General features: G+C 56.0%; 11 protein-coding genes. All 11 read right to left on the bottom strand.

Going from position 1 to position 19,856, the window contains the following annotated elements; translation table 11 throughout:
• Positions 1-59 precede the first annotated feature (59 nt).
• The 11 genes from L1F29_RS02240 to L1F29_RS02190 all read right to left on the bottom strand — a co-directional run bounded on the left by L1F29_RS02240 (position 60) and on the right by L1F29_RS02190 (position 19,853).
• A complete protein-coding gene (locus tag L1F29_RS02240; protein ID WP_258386785.1) occupies positions 60-1,133 on the bottom strand; it encodes a dihydrodipicolinate synthase family protein in 1,074 nt (357 codons plus the stop codon).
• Positions 1,134-2,150 carry an NAD-dependent epimerase/dehydratase family protein gene (locus L1F29_RS02235; RefSeq protein ID WP_258386784.1) on the bottom strand — a complete coding sequence of 339 codons (1,017 nt, stop codon included), beginning with the start codon at positions 2,148-2,150 and terminating at the stop codon, positions 1,134-1,136.
• A gap of 183 nt (positions 2,151-2,333) precedes the next feature.
• The gene (locus L1F29_RS02230) at positions 2,334-3,593 is read right to left on the bottom strand and encodes a helix-turn-helix domain-containing protein (protein WP_373876518.1); all 1,260 of its coding nucleotides are present in this window, start codon (positions 3,591-3,593) and stop codon (positions 2,334-2,336) included.
• 296 nt (positions 3,594-3,889) lie between these two features.
• Positions 3,890-4,315, bottom strand: coding sequence for an arsenate reductase (thioredoxin) (arsC, locus tag L1F29_RS02225; protein WP_258386782.1), 426 nt, complete (start codon positions 4,313-4,315; stop codon positions 3,890-3,892).
• A gap of 30 nt (positions 4,316-4,345) precedes the next feature.
• On the bottom strand, positions 4,346-5,758 hold the full coding sequence (locus L1F29_RS02220; protein WP_258386781.1) for an arsenic transporter: 1,413 nt from the start codon (positions 5,756-5,758) through the stop codon (positions 4,346-4,348).
• 13 nt (positions 5,759-5,771) lie between these two features.
• Positions 5,772-6,083, bottom strand: coding sequence for an ArsR/SmtB family transcription factor (locus L1F29_RS02215; protein WP_258386780.1), 312 nt, complete (start codon positions 6,081-6,083; stop codon positions 5,772-5,774).
• 253 nt (positions 6,084-6,336) lie between these two features.
• Positions 6,337-6,780 (bottom strand): OsmC family protein, encoded by a 444-nt coding sequence (locus tag L1F29_RS02210; RefSeq protein WP_258386779.1) that lies wholly within the window; start codon positions 6,778-6,780, stop codon positions 6,337-6,339.
• 131 nt (positions 6,781-6,911) lie between these two features.
• Positions 6,912-8,756, bottom strand: a complete 1,845-nt coding sequence (locus L1F29_RS02205) for a glycoside hydrolase family 127 protein (RefSeq protein ID WP_258386778.1) — start codon at positions 8,754-8,756, stop codon at positions 6,912-6,914.
• Between the two features lie 179 nt (positions 8,757-8,935).
• Positions 8,936-17,644, bottom strand: coding sequence for a cadherin-like beta sandwich domain-containing protein (locus tag L1F29_RS02200; RefSeq protein ID WP_258386777.1), 8,709 nt, complete (start codon positions 17,642-17,644; stop codon positions 8,936-8,938).
• Between the two features lie 281 nt (positions 17,645-17,925).
• Positions 17,926-18,309 (bottom strand): YciI family protein, encoded by a 384-nt coding sequence (locus L1F29_RS02195; protein WP_258386776.1) that lies wholly within the window; start codon positions 18,307-18,309, stop codon positions 17,926-17,928.
• Between the two features lie 260 nt (positions 18,310-18,569).
• Positions 18,570-19,853: an ArsB/NhaD family transporter gene (locus L1F29_RS02190; RefSeq protein WP_258386775.1), complete on the bottom strand. Its 1,284-nt coding sequence runs from the start codon at positions 19,851-19,853 to the stop codon at positions 18,570-18,572.
• Positions 19,854-19,856: the final 3 nt, after the last annotated feature.

Genomic DNA, 19,856 nt, shown 5'->3' with positions numbered 1-19,856 from the left:
ACCACCCCGCTCATCAATTCCGAGCCGCTCACAATGATGGCGCAAGCCCGCAGCTTTCATTATTCCCCGGAAAGCCATTCCTGCAGATGAGCCGCGACAAAATCATCGTCGTTCAAGTGCGGGTAATCCCGGTAGACCCGGTCGATTTCTTCCGCTTGGCCCGGCGACAGCTCCTCATGCGGATTCAAGCACCATATACCCTTCAGCAGCCCTTGACGCCGAAGAACCTCGTGAATGCCCGGGATGCAGCCGGAAAACTGGTGCGCGGGATCGAAGAATGCCGCATTGGCATCCGTTACTTGAACGTTCCGGGTCAGCCATTCCTTCGGAATTTCGCGGGAATCGCGATAGCGCTTCACATCGTTAAGCAGCTCCACGGCCTTATGCGTCCAGACCGCCCAATGGCCCAGAAGGCCGCCCACGATCCGCTTCTCCACGATCGAGTCGTCGACCGTGAAGCGATACGACGTGAGCAGATCATTCACGATGTTGTCGTCATTGCCCGTATACAGCGCAATCTCGTCGCACCGGCTGGAATAGCATACCGCACGGACGACATCGATCGTCTGGTACCGGTTGAACGGCGCCATCTTAATCGCCGCCACATTCGGAATTTCAGCGAATTCGCGCCAGAAGTCGAAGCTGAATATTTTGCCGCCGACGGAAGGCTGCAGGTAGAACCCGATGACCGGGAAGATTTCCGCCACCTTCCGGGTCCGCTCCAGAATCTCCTGCTCGCTGAGGTCCGCCAGGCCGCCCATGCTGAGCAAGCCTGCGTCATAGCCCAGCCCCTTAGCTATGCGGGTTTCTTCCAAAGCCTGTTCGGTCGGTCCGCAGATGCCCGCCACCTTGATGAACGGACGGTCGAGACGGGCCCGTTCAATTTCTTCCGCAGCCAGCCGCAATACCGGCTCATACAAGTCGATGCCCTTGTCGCGGATTTCGAATTGCGTTGAATGGACCCCGACCGCAATGCCCCCGGCTCCTGAAGCGGCATAATAGCGGGTCAAGGCGCGCTGATGCTTCTCATCGAGCTTGCGGTTCTCATCCAAGGCCAGCGGGTGAGCCGGAATAACCAGCCCTTCATGAAGCGCCGCGAGCAGTCCAGGCGACAGCTTATTGTTCTCGCTCAATTAGAATTTCCCCTTTCTTTCTTGAAAATGGGTCGGTTTATTCCATGTCTGGCCGCCTGCCTGCACCCATTCCGCCACCCAGTCGATCATCTGCAGCAGCGATACGCGCGGATAGCCGAACAGCTGGTGGGATTTCGAAGCATTGTTCAGCAGCGCGTTCTCCGACTCCTTGCCGGTGAATGCCGCTTCCTTGCCCATTCGCTTCGCCAGCTCCTCCGCCGCCCAGCGGATCGACATCGTCTCCGGTCCCGTGACATTCACGACCTCCGGCGGATTCGAGCACTTCGTCAGGCAGCGCAGCGCCATCTCATTGGCGTCTCCCTGCCAGATGATATTCGCATGTCCCATTGTCAGATCGATCGCACGGCCTTCATGGACGGATTTGGCCAGTTCCAGCAAGACGCCATACCGCATGTCGATCGCATAGTTCAAGCGGTACATCGCCATGGGCGTACCGTTCTGATGGGAGAAGTATTCGAATACCCGCTCCCGGCCGAGACAGGATTGCGCATATTCGCCCAGCGGCTCCGGAGCGACCGCTTCATTCACGCCCCCATTGCCGACCGGCGTGAACGGATAGATATTGCCGGACGAGAACACCACGATCCTGGAATGCTTATATTTCTCCGCCACCCGGCCGGGCATATACGCATTCATCGCCCATGTAAAATACTCGCGGCCGGTCGTTCCGAATTTATTGCCCGCCATATAGATCACGTTAGAAACATCCGGCAATTGGCGAAGCTCATCATCGTTAAGCAGGTCGCACGAGATCGTCTCGACGCCGGCTTCCTCCAGCTCGCGGCGCGCTTCTTCATTCGAGAAACGCGAAACGCCGATGACGCGCTTGTTCAGGCCCCCTTGCTTAATGGCATTAGCCGCCAGCCGCGCCAAGCTCGGGCCCATCTTGCCGCCCACGCCCAGTACGATGATATCTCCTTCTATCGAACGCAAATCCGCAATAAGCGCCTCCGAGGGCTCCGCCAGTTTGGCTTCCAATTCTGCTACCGTTCTCATGTCCGTCGATCGCCTCCTTGTTTGCTTTCCTCCTCTATCATAACGACCCGCTTTATATAAAGACAAATCTTTTAATCGTCTTTAAATAGACGTCCGAAGCCATCTCGACACGACCCGCATTCACGGCAAAAAAGCGGTATGGAGCACGCGCCACATCCGCTTTTATCTGAAGACTCTTCCGCCTTATAGAGGGGTTTTCTGCAGAAACGTAAATTTGAAAATCTGTCTCGGCCTTCCGCGCGGCACCTTCTCCAGCCCCGATACTTCGACAAATCCCTGATCGATCCAATGAAGCAGCAGCCGGTGTGCGCTTCGCACGGTAATACCAAGTAATGCTGCAAGCTCATGGACTTTGTACTCATATTTGTCCAGCCTTGCCCGATTGTGAAGCAGCTTGCTTAGATAAGCGCTCGTCATACCGGCGTCCTCCGCCCGCTTGATCAGCTCCGCATCGGTGAAGGACAGCACCTCGCGGATCGGATCGGCCATCTCGAGCGGCCCGATCAGCGTTCCGTCCTCGCGGACGATGAAGCAGGCGTTGCCCCCGGCCTCCTTCGCCTTTCGCATGGCGACCCGCGCATTCGTTCCCGCCGCGCTCGCCGACCGGCCGAAGCCCATGCCGATGCTGAGCGAGAGGCCGTGCGTTTTATTCATATCCTTCGCCAGCGGAATTGTCTTATACCCGCCCGATTCGCGCTCGAAGATGCCGCGTGTCGTGAAGAACAGGTATTCATCGCCGCCCAGATGCGTCAAGTACCCATCCAAGGACTCCACATAGTCAAGCACCATCCGATGAATATCCAGCTTCAGCTTCTGCACCTCATGCTCGCTGCTGCGCTTCAGCGCAAGGCTGCCGAAGTCGTCCACGTTAATCATGCCGACAACGATTTGCGCTTCCTTGCTGCGGCGGGATTCCGTCGACAGCAGCGCGCGTTCCAGCGTCACGACGATATCCTGATCCGAGGGCAGGAGCCAGCGATTCGGAATACCGAGAGCACTGAGCTCCTGTGCGGCGGAACCGGCACCCGTAAACGCGATCGAGCATGCTCCGCTGCGGAACTGCTCCTGATGGAACGCGAGCAGCTTCTCCATGGACGTATAAGCAGGCCCGTCGAAAATAACGGTGCGGATGCCGGATATGTCCAGATCCTTCAGCGTTCGCATGACCATCGTCTCCGACAAGGTGTCCACCGATATTCCGCCGGCGAGACTGCCGTTCTGCTGCGCATAGAACAGCGCCTTGTACAGGCCGGCATCGGTAATCGGGACATGCAGCGTCGGAACCGTAACGTTCATCCTTTCTTTCGCCTTGCGGTGAGACAGAGGATCGGCGAATAGAATCACCTCGACATCGCCGCCGATTTCTTCGGCAAGCGCCGGCGCTTCGTCCTCATGCCCATAAACTAGCGGCACGGGCGCAAACGACGGAAACGTCTCGATCATGCGCAGGATGGCGTCGACGATCGTTCGCGGTCCGATGATCCCGATGCGTATTTGATGAATGTGACTGCCGCTCGTTACCGACAAGGTTGATCACTCCGTTCATGGCATTCCTGCTCAGCTGCCGCCTTTCTTACAGGCATGACGCAGAAACATGATTATGGATAATCATACCCAATCCAGAAATTTTGGCAAGCTATGGAGCCTGTACATCCCTTTTTAGGTAGAATCACCATGGGTGCTGTAGGACTGAACATTTTTCAGAAGGCATGGACTTTCGTTTAATTATCGACTCCGCCTTATTTCCCTTCTTTGACGAACAGCTCAATCCGGTTCTTGATCGAATCGCGAACGGTGCGGAACTGGTGCATGATTTCGTCCTCGGTTCCGGTCGCCTTTGCCGGATCATCGAACCCCCAATGCCATTTGGTGACGTTCTGATTGGAGATCACAGGGCAATGCTCGTCGGCGTGGCCGCACAGGGTAATGACATAATCGGCATGATTCAATATCTCCGGATCGATCACATCAGAGCTGTTCTTGCTGATATCCACGCCGGCTTCGTTCATGACTTGAACCGCACGCGGATTGAGTCCATGCGCTTCAAGACCCGCGCTTTTCACTTCGTATTTGTCGCCGCCCAAAGCCTTCAAAAACCCATCCGCAATTTGGCTTCTGCAGGAATTTCCGGTACACAAAAAGTAAACGATAGGTTTTTTCTCCATGATGAAAAATCTCCTTTTCATATCATTAATTTACGCGCCTTGATGCCCTTTTTTCGTTTGTTTGCCGCCCAAAAACGACTTGATGATCATCGCAGCTGCCACAAGCACGACCGCAATCGCCGCAATGCAGAGCCAAATATTCACTTGAAAGGTTTGAAGGACATACAGCCACAGATAAAGACCGATAAGCGTAATGAATAACGTAGGAACGGTTAACAGGATGCCGACTTTGAAATAATAGCCCCAGCTGATTTTCACGTTTTTCGTGGACAGTACATGCAGCCAAAGCAGGGTGGCCAGCGAGCCGATCGGTGTAATTTTCGGACCTAAATCGGAACCGATCACATTCGCATAGATCAGTGCCTCACGAATGAACCCGTCGGTTTGAGTGCCTTGGATGGCCAGCGCATCAATCATGACCGTCGGCATGTTATTCATAATGGACGACAGGATCGCCGCGATAAAGCCCATACCTGCCGTGGCTGCGAACAGCCCATGGTCTGCGACCGTTTGAATGACCTTGCCCAGCGCATCGGTAAGACCGGCGTTTCGCAGGCCATACACGACCACATACATGCCAATGGAGAAAATGACAACGGCCCAAGGAGCGCCTTTCACAAGCTTCCACGTATGAATCGCAGGGCTCTTTCTCGCAGCGAACAGAAACGCAATGGCCGCGGCCCCGGCAATGACGGATACAGGGATCGAGAAAAATTCACTGACGAAATACGCGATAAGCAGTGCGGCCAAAATGACCCAAGATAATTTAAACAGCCGTATATCCTTGATGGCTTCCGTCGGCTTCTTTAATTGGGTAAGATTATAGCTGTTCGGAATGCTTTTCCGGAAATACAGATACAGTACAATCAAGCTGGCAAGGATGGAAAAGAAATTCGGAACAATCATGCGGCTCGCGTATTCCGCAAAACCGATGTTGAAAAAGTCCGCCGATACAATATTAACCAAGTTGCTGACAATAAGCGGCAAAGAAGCCGTATCCGCAATGAAGCCGCTCGCCATAATAAACGGCAGGATCATCTTGTCGTCGAATTTAAGCGCCCTCACCATGGCGAGCACAATCGGCGTCATGATCAGAGCCGCACCATCGTTTGCAAACAGGGCGGAAACCGCCGATCCAAGCAGGATGATCAACACAAACATCAGCAGACTGTTCCCGCGTGCGAGCCGCGCCATATGCAACGCCGCCCACTCGAAAAATCCGATTTCATCCAGTACCAGCGAGATTAAAATAATGGCGACAAACGTCAGCGTTGCGTTCCACACGATACCGGTAACGGTTCCGACGTCCGCGAAGCTCACCACGCCGAATAGCAGAGCAAGGATCGCTCCAGCACTCGCGGACCAGCCGATATTCAATCCATTCGGCTGCCAAATAACAAACGTTAAGGTCGCTAAGAAAATAACGAATGCAGCAATAACCATGGAATCCTCCCCATTAATCGCAATCATTTTTCACTTGATTAATTTTCTCTTGTAACGATGGGAGGCAGCCCAAAATCGCCTGAATATAGGGTTTATCTTCAATATTCAATGAATAATAAATCCACTGCCCTTTGCGTGTTTCGCTCACAAGCCCCGCAGCTTTTAATTTACGCAAATGCTGGCTTGCGTTGGGCTGCGAGGTTTCCAGCAGCTCCACAAGATCACAAACACACAGGGAGCGATGCTTCAATAAGGCCATCATGGTGAGCCGGGTCTTATCCCCAAGCAACTTTAAGCTTTCTGCTACTTCATCGATTTGTTCCAATGTCATGCCTCCAATCCAAAGACTACAGCTCATCGATTATTGCTTCATCATGAATAAATATATACGCATTCGCTTATATAATCAACAAGTTATATTGTGGACGTTTTGTAAAGGGATAAGCGGCCTCCTGTCGGACTTCTTCACCAAAATCGACTCTGCAGCGGCTGAAGAAGGCAATTTGCGAATAAGGTTCAGCTTCCTCCGGCAGCCCTGCATTTAAAAAAAGCACCCCGAAGGGTGCTGAACTTGCGAATTAGTTCTCAATAACGATGCCGCTCAGCTTCATGTTAACCGGAGCTGCGATCGTATCCCCTACCGGGCACTGCTTCTCCAGATACGCAACGAATTCCTCGACGCGCTCTCTCGGCGCATCGGTCTTGATATGGAAGGTATAGCGGATATCGGAATAACCCCGGCGGACATCGGACTTGTCGAAGAAGCCGTCCAGATCGATATCGCCTTCGACTTCCACCCGGAAATCCTCGAGACGGATATCGAATTTTCTTGCATAGACTCTGGCAACAATCGACTGGCATGCGCCGAGCGAGCCCAGCAGCGCTTCGACCGGGTTCATCCCCGTATCCGTTCCTCCCAGACTCTTCGGCTCGTCAATCGTCAGCTCGAAATTCCGGGAACGGACTTTCACGACGACTCCTTCTTGCAAATGCGCGGATGCTTTGAATGTTTGAACGGCCATTTCTCTCGCCCCTATTCTACTAAATGATATTTATCGCTATAATATCATATATTTCCTATGTAGTTAATAGGGATTTCTATAAGGCAGCCATTCTTTGTTACAAAATAACGACAATGACGCTAAACATGCCCTTAGTAGCGGTATAAATGCCGGTCTTCCGCCTCGCGAACCCATACCTGCATGAACCCGGCCTCCCGGTTATCCCACGCATAATAAGGGATGAACAAACAAGACTTCCCTTCCGCCGCTTTGCCCCTCAGAACAGTTACGCCGCCGAGCAGATCCTCCCGGTGCTCGACCGATAGCGGTTCACGCGCCGCCAGGGTAAAGTCGTCGCATGACAGCTCCGGATTATCGGTCTGCTCCATGCAGTATACAATTGGTCCGCGCTGGAGGGCAAGCCTGCCCTGGTTCGCTTCTACCTCCGGTCTTGACCGGACGACTCCAACCGGCATATCGAGCTCCAATATAACGTTGTCCCCCGGCATCCAATGGCGGTCCAGAACAAGATAGCCATTGTCGACTAATCCTTCCGAGCCCGGCACTTGGCCGTCTGGAACCGTTAACTTATACCCTCTGCACCAGCCGGGAACGCGCAGCCGAACCGCGAACCTGTCCGCCCGATCCGGAGAAACCGTCAGCTCGATTCGTCCATCCCAAGGGTAGGCTGTGCTCTGCTTCACCTTGACGTTCGTCCCGTTCTTCACTTCCAGCGCCGCTTCGCCATTCATGTATTGATTGACGACAAGGCCGTCATCCGACGATGCATAGGCATACTGGCCGATCGAGGGCAGGAATCTGGCCAGGTTCGTCGGGCAGCAGGAGGTGCCGAACCATTCTACGCGATGATGATCTCCCTTCGACGCCAGCGGATTGACATAGAAGAATTTGTCGCCTGACAGCGAGATGCCGGCCAATGCCCCGTTGTACATCTCCCGTTCCACGACATCCGCATATTTCGCATCGCCGAACAGCAGGTTCATCCGGTGATTCCAGAACGCCATGGCAATGGCCGCACAGGTCTCGCAATAGGCGGATTCATTCGGCAGATCATAGTCATGCGTAAAGCCTTCATTGTGCCGGGACGGTCCGATACCGCCCGTCACATACATATTCCGCTCTACCGTATGTGCCCAAACCCGGTGCAGCGCGTCGACATACGCCGCATCGCCCGAGGCATGCACGACATCCGCCATTGCGGTGTACAGATACATCGCCCGTACAGCGTGGCCGGTTACCTTCTCGATGTCCCGAACGGGAACATCGTCCTGGCAGTAAGCCGGCCCCCACTCCTCTTTGTCCCAAATCGCTCCGACGCCATGGCCGCGGCCCCGTTCTTCCAGCAGCCAGAGCGCAAGCTTCCAATAGCGTTCCTCGCCGGTGGTGCGATACAGCTTCACAAGCGCAAGTTCGATTTCTTCATGCCCTTCCACCCAGTGCCGCTTGCCCGGACCAAACACACGGTCATAATGGTCGGCCATTCTGCAGGCAACGTCGAGCAGCTTCCTTTTGCCCGTCGCTTCGAAATAGGCAACCGCCGCCTCGATCAAGTGGCCGCCGTTGTACATCTCATGCTTCTCCATGTCCGACCATTTGCGGTCGGGCGCTTCCAGCGTGAAATAGGTGCATAAGTAGCCATCCGATTCCTGCGCCGCGGCTATTAGATCGATAATCCGGTCGATCTCCGATTCCAGCTCGGGATCCCGGTCCGTCATCAGGGCATAAGCAGCCCCTTCAAGCACCTTATACACGTCGGAGTCGTTGTAGTAAATGCCCTCGAATTTGCCTTCCATCAATCCGCCGGCTATGGCGAAATTGGCTATGCGTCCGGTTTCCTCGCATTTGTCCAGACAGGCCTTCATTGTCGTGCTCTTCAGCACCTTCAGTCGCGGCTGCCAGAAGGCATCATCGATCGCAACCTTCGTAAAGGGTACGCTCTGCCAGCTTTTAATCGCCGCTGTTTCTGCTTGAGCCATCGGAATCATCCTTTCATCATTTCTTTCCCTATCCATTCCACCCGTTTCGCGGAATTCCTTCCAGATCATGCCGCCCAATCAAAAAACGACTAGACAGGTCGATCCGGAGTTTGCCCTTCGGAAGGCAGAAAGCTCGCCCTCTACCATACCTTCGGGCATAGTGAGAAGCGAGCTTTCGATTACAGTCCTGACAGCAGCCGTTTCACGATGACGGCAGCTTGCGCTCTTGTCGCAAATCCTCCAGGCTCGAAGGTCACGGGTGAAGTTCCTTCGATAAGCCCTGCCTGAAGGGAAAGGGCGATGGCCTTCTTAGCCCAGCCGCTTATTCGGCCTTTGTCTTTGAATTTGTCGAGCAGCTTGTAATTCGGCCGACTATCATCGGCATCATGCAGCCACGCATACGCCCGCCAAACCATAACGGCCATCTCTTCCCTGGTAATCGGTGCATTCGGCGATAACCGGCTGCCCATTACTCCCTGCATCAGTCCCTCAGCGGCGGCCGCTTCCACCTCGGGGTAATACCAGTCCCCCTTGCCAACATCGGCAAACCTCGCGTCCCCTTTATCAGACTCTGCGATCGTAAGGCCTATTGCTCTTACGAGCAGCACAGTGAATTCGGCGCGCGTTACCGCTTGATTCGGCATGAACAATTTCGGCGTTGCGCCTTTGACGAGAAGCCGCTGCGCCGTCCAGCGTATGTCCGGCGCCGCCCAATGTCCCGCGATATCCGTGAACGTATTCGTATACGCCAAGACGGCATAATGCCCGGATGAGCGAATCGGGAACGCGATGCGTTTCTCCATGCTTGCCGCTTCTTGATTCCAGACGTACTGCCAGCTGCTGAAGCTCGGATTGAACCGGTATAGAGCTTGCTGCTGAGCCGTATCGGCCGACAGTTCAATGAGAATCGAATGACCGGACTGCAGCTCGACCGGCGTACTTTGTTGTCCTTGCATCATTTCCAGCTCGATGATCATCGGCTTCCCGATCGGCTTCAGCGCTTTTCCGCTCTGCCGGGCCGCGGCTTCGGCGTAAGCCTTCTCCTGTTGAGCCGTGACCTCGGCAAACGAGAGATTCCAAGAAGCGCCGGACGGCAGCACGGCCGATTGGATCATGCTTGCCGGTATCGAGGCCAGCATGGCACCCGGTTTAAAGACGAGGCTGGCGTTATGTTTCTTCAACTCGGCCAGCGTGTCGGCAGTAAGGCGCATCACATATTCGCTCGCCTGCTCGCCGACTTCAACATTCAACCGCTTTTGTCCGTTGGCATCGGACTGCAGAGCCTTCTCGATCGCTCTGCTCCGGAGTGCAATCAGCAGTCCTGATCCGCCATTGCCGCTTGTGAACTTCTCCGTCTTTATCACGGCTTCGTCCGGATCCGGACCTGGTCCCGGTCCTGGACCAGGTCCGGGGCCCGGGCCGGGTCCAGGGTTGTTTCGCTTGACTTGAATGTCGTATGTCGCGGTCTTCTTGCCGTCCTCTGCGGTCACGACGATTTCGACTCGGCTTTCTCCAGCCGGGATGGTCACGGTCATTGACGTGCCGCTCACGGCATCTTTGCCGTTAATCGTCAGACTCTTCGCCTTCGGATCATTCATTGTCGCCTTCACATGCAGCTTCGAGACTCCTATACCCAGTGTGATGCTGTATGCATTCCTCGCCGGATCGAATGCCGGCGTCAGCTTACCCGGCGTTACCGTTAGCGCCGAGAGCGTCGCATCGCTCGATACCGGATCCGCCTCGCGGTTCACTTGGATCTTATACGACCGCACGGTCGTTCCATCCTCCGCGGTCACGGCGACGGTGATCAGGCCATCGGCCGGGATAGCTACCGCCATCGCCGTGCCGCTCACGGCGGCATCGCCGTTGACCGTCAGGCTCTTCGCCTTCGGATCGTTCTTCGTCGCCGTTACTTGCAGCGACGTCACATCTTTGCCTACGGTGACGCTGTAGGCATCCTTCGCCGGATCGAATGCCGGCGTCAGCGTACCCGGCGTTACCGTCAGCGCCGAGAGCGTCGCGTCGCTCGATACCGGATCCGCTTCGCGGTTCACTTGGATCTTATACGACCGCACGGTCGTTCCATCCTCCGCGGTCACGGCGATGGTGATCAGGCCATCGGCCGGAATAGCTACCGCCATCGCCGTGCCGCTCACGGCGGCATCGCCGTTGATCGTCAGGCTCTTCGCCTTCGGATCGTTCTTCGTCGCCGTTACTTGCAGCGACGTCACATCTTTGCCTACGGTGACGCTGTATGCATCCTTCACCGGATCGAATGCCGGCGTCAGCGTGCCCGGCGTTACCGTCAGCGCCGAGAGCGTCGCGTCGCTCGATACAGGATCCGCTTTACGGTTCACTTGAATCGTGTAGTCGCGGACGGTTTTGCCATCCGCCGCGATGACGCGGACATCAATAGTGCCGTCCTTCGGAATGGCTGCAGCGGCCGCCGCGCCGCTTAAGGCATCGATGCCTTCAATGACTAACTTCGCTTGCGGATCGCTCGTTACCGCATTAATCCGAACCTGCTCTGTGGAAGACGGCACCTCCACGGTATAGGACAGCCGCTCAGGATCAAAGTCAGGCGTCAACCCGCCTTCTTCTATTGAAAGTCCCGACAGCGCGGCATTGTTCGAAACCATCTGCCTGGAAACGAGCAGCGTCTTCTCCTTCGAGCCGTTGCCAGCCATGTCGGAGACCACCCCGGCATGCAGCTTCAGTTCGCCGGTTTCCCCGGCCGCCAGCGGTTCTTTCAAGCTGATGAGAATGGTGTTTGCGTCATCCTCGACCGCGGATCGAACCGCCGATGCGATTGCTTCTCCGCTGCCGTTCCATTCCAATTTCGCCGCGTCGGCCACAGCCTCCAAGGGCTCGTCGAAGGTGACGCGAATAATCATCCCTTCTCCTTCGACTGCCGCGCCTGCGGCGGATGGACCTTGTTCATCGCGAATGCTGACTGAGAACAAGCCCTCATTACTTTCATTCATCCAAACGCCCGCATAGCTCTGGAAATATCCGGCGTTCACCTTTACTCGATATCCCAATCCCGCCGCCAGCGTGCCGCTCTTCGGCGTAAACCGGACGATTTGCGACAGCAGCTCGCCATCCGGACCCGCCGGGTTCGCCTCCGCTTTCTCGAAGGACAACGTCCCTTCCAGCACTTTTCCTTCGGGATCCATTATCGTCACGGCTTGAGCCGGGAGCTCCGTTACCTTCACATGCTTGGTCAGCAGTACCTCTGCGTAGCTTCCGCCCGCAGATGTGAAGCCTTGGACGGACTTCACCTTCGGCGCTTCCCTGGATACCATCCCCGCATTCACTTCCGTATGCGGCGGAGGAACGTCCAGCTCGGCACTCGATACCGTTTCGTAGCCGGCTTTCTCCCAGACGACCTTCCACTTGCCCGGCGGGACATCCCAGCCGTATTTGCCTTCTCCATTCGTATCATGCGGGTTGATTTGCTCATATGGACCCGCATCCCACACGGTCCATTCCCCGCTATCCGGATCCTGATAGAGCACCGTCGCCTTTACGCCGCTCAGCCGGTTCCCGGGCACGGCTTCGTACACATAGCCGCTTGGGTCGTAGATCCAGCGCAGCTTGGCGATTTTCCACCGCTTGCGTTTCTCCTTATCGACATCTTCGTTCAGGCATTGGTTGTAGCCCGTGCCGACGGCATCGATTTGCTGGTCGACATAATTGTCAATCTTGGTCCCGATCACCGCCGATGTGCCCGCGGCCGCCACCGCCCCTGCGCCCGATAGCCCCATCGCCGCGGTCCAGACGCCGAGCCCGAACTTGGCGACTTCGCCCCCGACGACGGCGACAAGCGCTTTGCCCGCCTGCTTGACCGTGCGCGGAAGCTCCGATAGGCAATCTAAACCGCTCGCTTGGACTTTGTACGTTATTTTGTTGATTTTTTCGGCGAATCCCTGCATGCCGTCATATTGGTTCTTAATGGAGTTGAACGTCCCGAACTCCGAACCGTTCGGACCGAACTGCGTGTACGTCTCCGTCGTCACGGCCACGAAAGTCGGGTCGGGAGCGAACGCGCCCGCCTCGCCGGATGCCTGCATCGTTTTCAATCCGGCAGGCCAGCCGTTCGGGAACAGGACTGCCGCCGGCACGTAACCCTTCGCGAATGTCTTGAACCCGTCTTCCGTTTCCGTCAGTCCGACCGTGCCGCTTAGCAGCGGACTTCCCGAACGCTGGGCAAGCTCGATCTCCTCCGGCGTGGCCGAATAATTCGCGTTCGGCTCAAGCGTGAGCGTAACCGTCATCGTCATATCTTCCAATTGAGGGAACGTCAGCCGCACGGTTCCCGAAGATTTGCCGTTCTTCAGCTCGAACGGAGACGTCACCTCAAGCTCGAAGTCGCGCATGGCCGGCGGAAGCGATTGCCGCATCTCGTCGAGCGCCGGTATGTCGCTGACGTCGAACGCGAACGGTTCCGGCTTCGTATCGAAATCGACATAGATGTCGCCGAGGGAATCTTTGCCGGTCGGAGCGATCGCGCGGAATAGGCCGCCGTCCCTCACGGCTTTCACCGGTTCTCCGCTCTGCCCCTCCAAATAAACGTACACGTTCTCGACATCGTCCGGCCGATCGAATTTCAGCTCGAATTGGAACGGATTTCCCGGAACGACGGTATACGGAAGACGGGAAACGCCCAGGCGCGTGTCCATCGTCACCCATTTGCCGGAAGGCGCTTGCGCCATCGCAACCTCAAGCAGCCTCGGTTTCTTCGTGTCGTAGCTGACATAAGCCGCCTCCGACTGAAGCTTCGCGCCGCCGGCCTCCGTCTCGGCGCGCAGCGCGTGCATCCCCGGATCGCCCAGATCGGGCAGCTCAGCCTCCAGGCTCCACGTCCCCGACGGCGCGGCGGTCGCGGCGCCCAGCAGCGCCTTGCCGTCATATACCTTCACGGCGCTGCCCGCGGGCGCAAGTCCGCTCAGGGCAATCGTCTTCATAAACACCCGGTCCGGCGCGTCAATCGTTACCATCGGCGCGTCCAGCTGTATGCTGCCAATCGCCTCCTCCACCTGTTCGCCGCCGATATCGGCGCGAATGCGGGCCGACGTATTGACCTTGCTCTTATTAAATGCCGGATCGACTTTGGCCTGAAGGCCGACTGTGCCGGATTTCTTCGAGGCAATCGTTCCGAGCGGCACGATCAGCGTCCGCCCTTCCAGCTTGGCTTCCCCTGCCGCCGCGTCCCCGCTAACGGCGATGCGCCCGCCCGCGTCCGCCACGGGGGTCAGCCCTTCCGGTATGTCGATCAGCAAGCTTGCATTATCGGCAGCCGATGTGCTGCCGTTCTTGTAACCGACCCTGAAACTGACGGTACTGCCGGGCGTGATCCGATTCGGCGATACCGCGAAATAATTGCCGTCATAAGTAGAGAAATAGCTTCTGCCCGTGAACCCGACCGTCCCCAGCTGCAAAATCTGCTGCTCCGCGACCGTGAATTGCACGCTCGCATACTCGTATTTCCCTTGTGCGCCCTCGAGCTGCCGGGTGAGCTCCATGACGTAGGTGCCCGGCTCCGGAATGTTGATATCGAAGCCGCTGTCCGAGAAATCTTCGTCCCCGAGGTACCCCGACGATATTTTGTACCCTTTATCGTTAATCTTGTAGAGTCTTCCCGAAACCCAACGGTGATCGGTTTTCGCCAGCGCACCTTGGATGCGCCCGCCCTTTTCTTCCAAATACAGTTTGGCGGTTCCGTTCGCGTTCGCATCCAGCTTCACGTCCTGACACGCCGTCATGTAAGCCGGAATCGTGGCGGTGACGCATACGGATACGGTATCGTTCGGATTGCCCTGGAAATGATAAGCATTGTGAAAATAACCCGTCATCCAGCCGAATTTCGATTCCACTCGCGTAAGGAAGCCCATCTGCTCCAGATTGACAGGCCCGATCAACTCGCTGTCGATATATTTCAAATATACCTCGAGATTGACGACGCCGCGGCCCGGCTGCTTCACCGGAATGTCCAGCGTAGTCGTCTTACCCTCGGCGATCTGGACCTGGAGGGCGTTCTCCGTACTGTACTGGTAGGAACCTTCCGATGCCTCCAGCTGCGCTTCTCCCGCCAGCAGCGACAGCCGGTAAGCGCCCTCCAGATTGGTTCTCGCCGAGCGGACGACCTGCTGGCCGCGATAGGTTTGCGTCGACGTAACCAGCGCGTTCCTCACGGGCTGGCCGGACGGGGACCTTACGAACCCTTCCAGCAGGCCTTCTCCCGCTGCCTTCAGCTTGACGATTGTCTCATTCGCGCCCGGCGCGAGCAGCACCTCTTGATTCGGCACCGGCTCCATCAGCCGTTCACCGATGTCCACCTTGGCGGTCAGCTTCTCTCCCGCCTGCAGGTTATCCTCCCAATTCGTCCAACCATCGCTGCCACTGTAATCGAAACCGATGTAATTCTGCTTCGCATCAAACAGCTCGACCCGAACGCCGCTAACCGGCAGACCGGTCGGATCGACGATTTGGAACCGGGCCTTCGCAGGCTGCACGACCGGCATGCTGATGGTCCGCGTCCGTCCGGCCTCCGCCCGCACCTGCTCCTGCTTTGCCCACACATAGCGATAATCCGCGGAGCGAAGCACGACGGTATAGTCTTTGCCCGGCACGATTCCCCGGACGGTAACGGGATCCGATCCGGACAGAACGGATATCTGTTCGCCGTATTGACTGCTGAACACCGACAGAATGCCGCCGTTCAGACTTGCCCCTCCCGGGTTGTCGAACCCGATGGCCAGGCTGCCCGCCACTTGTAACGGAAAACCGCCCGCCTGCTTCTCCACCGCCTCGCCCGGTTTTGCGGGGTCCGTCAATTTGACGTTCAACGAAGTCAATTCGCTGGTGCCTTCCTCCATTTTATAGGTGATCCTGTACATGCCCGGAGTCGATGCGGTTTCCGTCATAGGCAGTACCGCTTTGCGCGTCTCCGGTGCCGATTCGTTCTTCCATACCCAATACGTCAGCTCGGCATCGGCCTTCTTGCCCGGATCGCCGTATGCAGTAAAGACCAGCTCGCTGCCCGCGAGCAGCATTCCGTGTCTCATGTCGTCGGTTTCCCAGGTGACGCGCAGCTGGCCGCCCGGATTCTCGCCGCCCGCACCCAGTTTGTAGGTCGGGCCGCCGAAGCTTTCGTGATACCCTGCGTTCACCGCTTCCACCTGGAACAGGTGATCGGCGCCCGGCAGGAGTCCCGCTGCCGTATAAGAGCCGCCCGCGCCCGAGTATGGCACATAGCCGATAATCGTTCCGTCCTCATACACATGGTAGCCGAGTATTCCGCCTGCATCGGCGGCATCCTGCCAGCTCAGCTTCACGCTCTCGTCCGTCCGTTCGGACGGCTCCAGCTTGCTCCCCGCAGGCCAGACGGGCGCTTCGCCTCTGGCTGCAATGAATATACCCGGAAGCTCGAACTCCTCCGTGCCGAAGGTGTCCAAATAATTCGAGAAATACGCGACGAGCGTTCCGCCGCCTCCGACGACCGGGCGTTGGCTCGGATTGACCAACCGGTGAGGACTGTTCGGCACGGTCACGGGAACGGCAATCTGCGAGGCGATATCCGCCACGTATGCCTCCTCGGGGAGATCGTTCTCTTCGTCGTTGTCGTGGTCGTCGTCCGTATCCTCTACCCATTGGTAAGCGAACTGAAATCCGACGTACGCTCCGTCGTCGCTGATGACCGGACGCTCGCTCTCCCGTGCGAATTGGACCCCGCCCGCACCCAATGACACCCGGGTTGCAGCTGCCTTTCTCCGGTCATAGACAAAAATATCTTTCTGTTCGTTTGAATCGCCTTCAACGAGGTTGCTCGCCTCCGATTCAAAGGCAATCACTTGCCCATCCGCGCTGATGGACGGATCGCCGCTGCGGGAATCGGCTTCCTCTCCGTTCAACCCGAGGCTGATGCGTTGGAACGGGACAGCATCGTTCTCGCGGTCATAGACATAAATATCCGACTGGAAATTTAAGTCGTCATCAACGAGTCTCGCATCCGTCTGGAACGCGATATAGCGTCCGTCGCCGCTGATGGAAGCAGCCATGCTGTTGCCATGATCGTAGTCTTCCATTCCTGCGCGCGTGCTGATGCGCTGAATCGAACCGTCGTCTTGGTCGTACACGAATACGTCGCGGATGTCGTCGTCGTCTTCCGGCACGAGACCGGCGGCAGCCGAGTCGAATACGACATAACGGCCATCCGCGCTCATCGACACCCTGTTCGAATACGCATCATCCCAACTCTCTCCGCCCACGGCCGTAATGACGGTTTGATTCCGGGTTTCGCGGTCGAATAAATAGACTTGCGCCGATGGGTCCATCAAATTCTGCTCAAACGAGTAAGCGACGTATCGTGAGTCGGCGCTCATATCGAAATGCAGCATTCGGTCCGTCTGCTGGCTGCCCGGGCCCATCACGTTATCCGTGACGCCGGTCACGCGGTCGTAAACGGAGATGACCGACTTGATCTCCAGAGGTTCCGCTTTGTACTCGAATTTTTTGAAGCCGATGTAGCGCCCGTCAGCACTCAGCTTCACTTCCGGATGATTCCCGTCGTAGATTATCGGGAGCCTGGTTCCGCCAGCCTTGGACAGCATGTTCCAGGACAATGGCGCCCCCGCCCCTGCCGGCGCCGATAAGGGCGCTGCGCCGCCCGTTCCCGGGGGCTCGCTCGGCTTCTCTCCATCATTCCCGTCTGATGCCGCCATCGCGGCATAGACTACCTTCATAAGATCCGCCATCTGTTGATAATCTTCGTTGCTTTGCCCTTCCCGGCCGGCGGCCGACGCTGCCGGAAAGGTCGACAAAACCAGCGTTACTGCAAGCAGCAGCGCCACTCCCTGTTTCCATCTCATGCTTAACCTACGACTCATCAATGAATAACCTCCATTAGAATGATACGTATAGTATCACAACGAATACAACATGTATCATTCTAACAGCGAACCGCTTGTCCTTGATAGTGGCGGAGGTAACTCGAATTGTAAAAATTTTTCATTTGTCTCCATGTCAAAGGAACTATGAGTCGAAAGCCAAATTCGAAATTGGCCTACTCGAGGAGCAGGCAAGAACGCTCATATCCTTAATGCTGCTTACGTAAGAATCAGATGTCGTTGGATTGCGGTATAAAACACGTCTGAAGTTCTTGACATGACTAGAACTTCCGTTCGCTCTTCTCGAAGTAGTGGATAGGGCGGATCTCAATACCCCAGCCGAGCTGCTCGCCCGCACCCACTTGCACGGCTGGATGTAAGGAAGCCACCCGGATTGCTTCCTCCATGTCACTTGCTTCTATGAGGAACGCGCTGCCAATCATCTCCTTGGCTTCGATATAAGGGCCATCGGTAACCCTCACCTTTCCATTCCCATTCCGCAAGCACTTGTTCTCCAAGGCAAGGCCGGCATCGATGAGCACTTGGCCGCTCTTGTATAGTTCCTCGAGGTGGGACTGACATTCGCGCATGACAGCATCGATCTCCGCCTTAGGGCGGGAATCCATTTTCTCTTGATCGAAGTAACCCAAACATAGGTATTTCATTTTTTATTCTCCTTTATTGGTTGGATTTTGGCTTGCCTCTATGAAGTCGACGAACAGTATACTGCAAATTCGACATATCCTGAATAAATTTTTTAGAAAATTTCGACTTTCGAAACTATCGGCCAGCCATGACGGTATATCCCTTTCCTGCTGCTGCTGTTCGGTCAATGCAAAAAAGACACCTCACGGTGTCTTTCATAAAACTATGAAATATATCACCCAGGCAATCGGGCGCTCCTTGAATAAGGAACGAGAGGCTGTCAGAGCAAATATCTCAAATAAATATACACGGCAGACATCCCGACGGAAAGCAGCATGAAGGGAAATCCGTATTTCAGAAATTGAACGAACGTGATGGGATGGCCTTCTTTGGCGGATAATCCCGCCGTAATGAGGTTGGCACTGGCTCCGATAAGCGTTCCGTTGCCGCCCAGGCAAGCCCCAAGCGCCAAGCTCCACCATAGCGGCTCCAGATTCTGCATGCCCATATTGCCCATTTCCTGAATCAACGGAATCATGGTTGCCACGAAGGGGATATTGTCCATAAAGGCGGATGCGATCGCGCTCATCCATAAGATAAGCATTGAGGTCGCAACCAGATCGCCTCCCGTCAGCTCCATGGCTTTCACCGCCAGGTCGCCGATAACCCCGGTATCCACCAAACTGCCAACCAGCGTAAACAGCCCGATAAAGAAGAAGATGGTTGTCCACTCCACGCGGGTGAAGGCTTCCTCCATGGCGTGCTCTCCGGCGAGGAGCAGCAGGACGAATGCCCCTGTCAGCGCCACGACGGACGATTCCACATGGAAGGTCTGGTGCAGGAAGAAGCCTGCGATCGTCAAAGCCAGAACGACCAGGCAGCGAACCAGCAGCGGCCGGTCGGTAATCAATTCGCTTACGTCCATCTTCATGATCCCCTGCTTATATTCCTCCGTCGTCCGGAGACGCTTGCGAAATAGCAGAACGAATATAGGGAGATGAACCAGCATGATGAGCACGACGATTGGCGTCAAGTTCTCAATGAATGCCATGAAGGTCAGCTCCGGCACGGCGCTGCCAATCATAATATTCGGCGGATCTCCGATCAGGGTAGCCGTCCCGCCTATATTGGAGGCCAGAATCTGGGTAAACAGGAACGGAAACGGCGGCACCTTCAGCTGTCTGGTAATGCTGAATGTGACCGGTACGATCAACAGAACGGTCGTGACATTGTCCAGAAATGCCGAGCCTATGGCTGTAATAATGGCGAGTGCGACCAGAATCTTCACGGGCTCGCCTTTGGCCTTCTTGGCTGCTGCGACCGCAATATAGGTGAACAGTCCGGTTTTGGCCGTTATGCTCACGATGATCATCATGCCGATCAATAGCCCCAGCGTATTGAAATCGATATGATGAGAGATGGCTGATTCAACGTCCACGATGCCCAGCAGCACAACCAACAATCCGCCCAGCATCGCGACGATCGTACGATGAATTTTCTCCGTAATAATCATCGCATAGGTAATTAAGAAGACGGCAATAGCCACAATCGCTTGCTGTTCCATATG

Origin of the sequence: Paenibacillus spongiae (assembly GCF_024734895.1) — a bacterium.
GTDB classification, from domain to species: Bacteria; Bacillota; Bacilli; order Paenibacillales; family Paenibacillaceae; genus Paenibacillus_Z; species Paenibacillus_Z spongiae.
The sequence above is the reverse complement of the archived record's forward strand: the minus strand, read 5'-3'. Positions and strand labels throughout refer to the sequence as shown.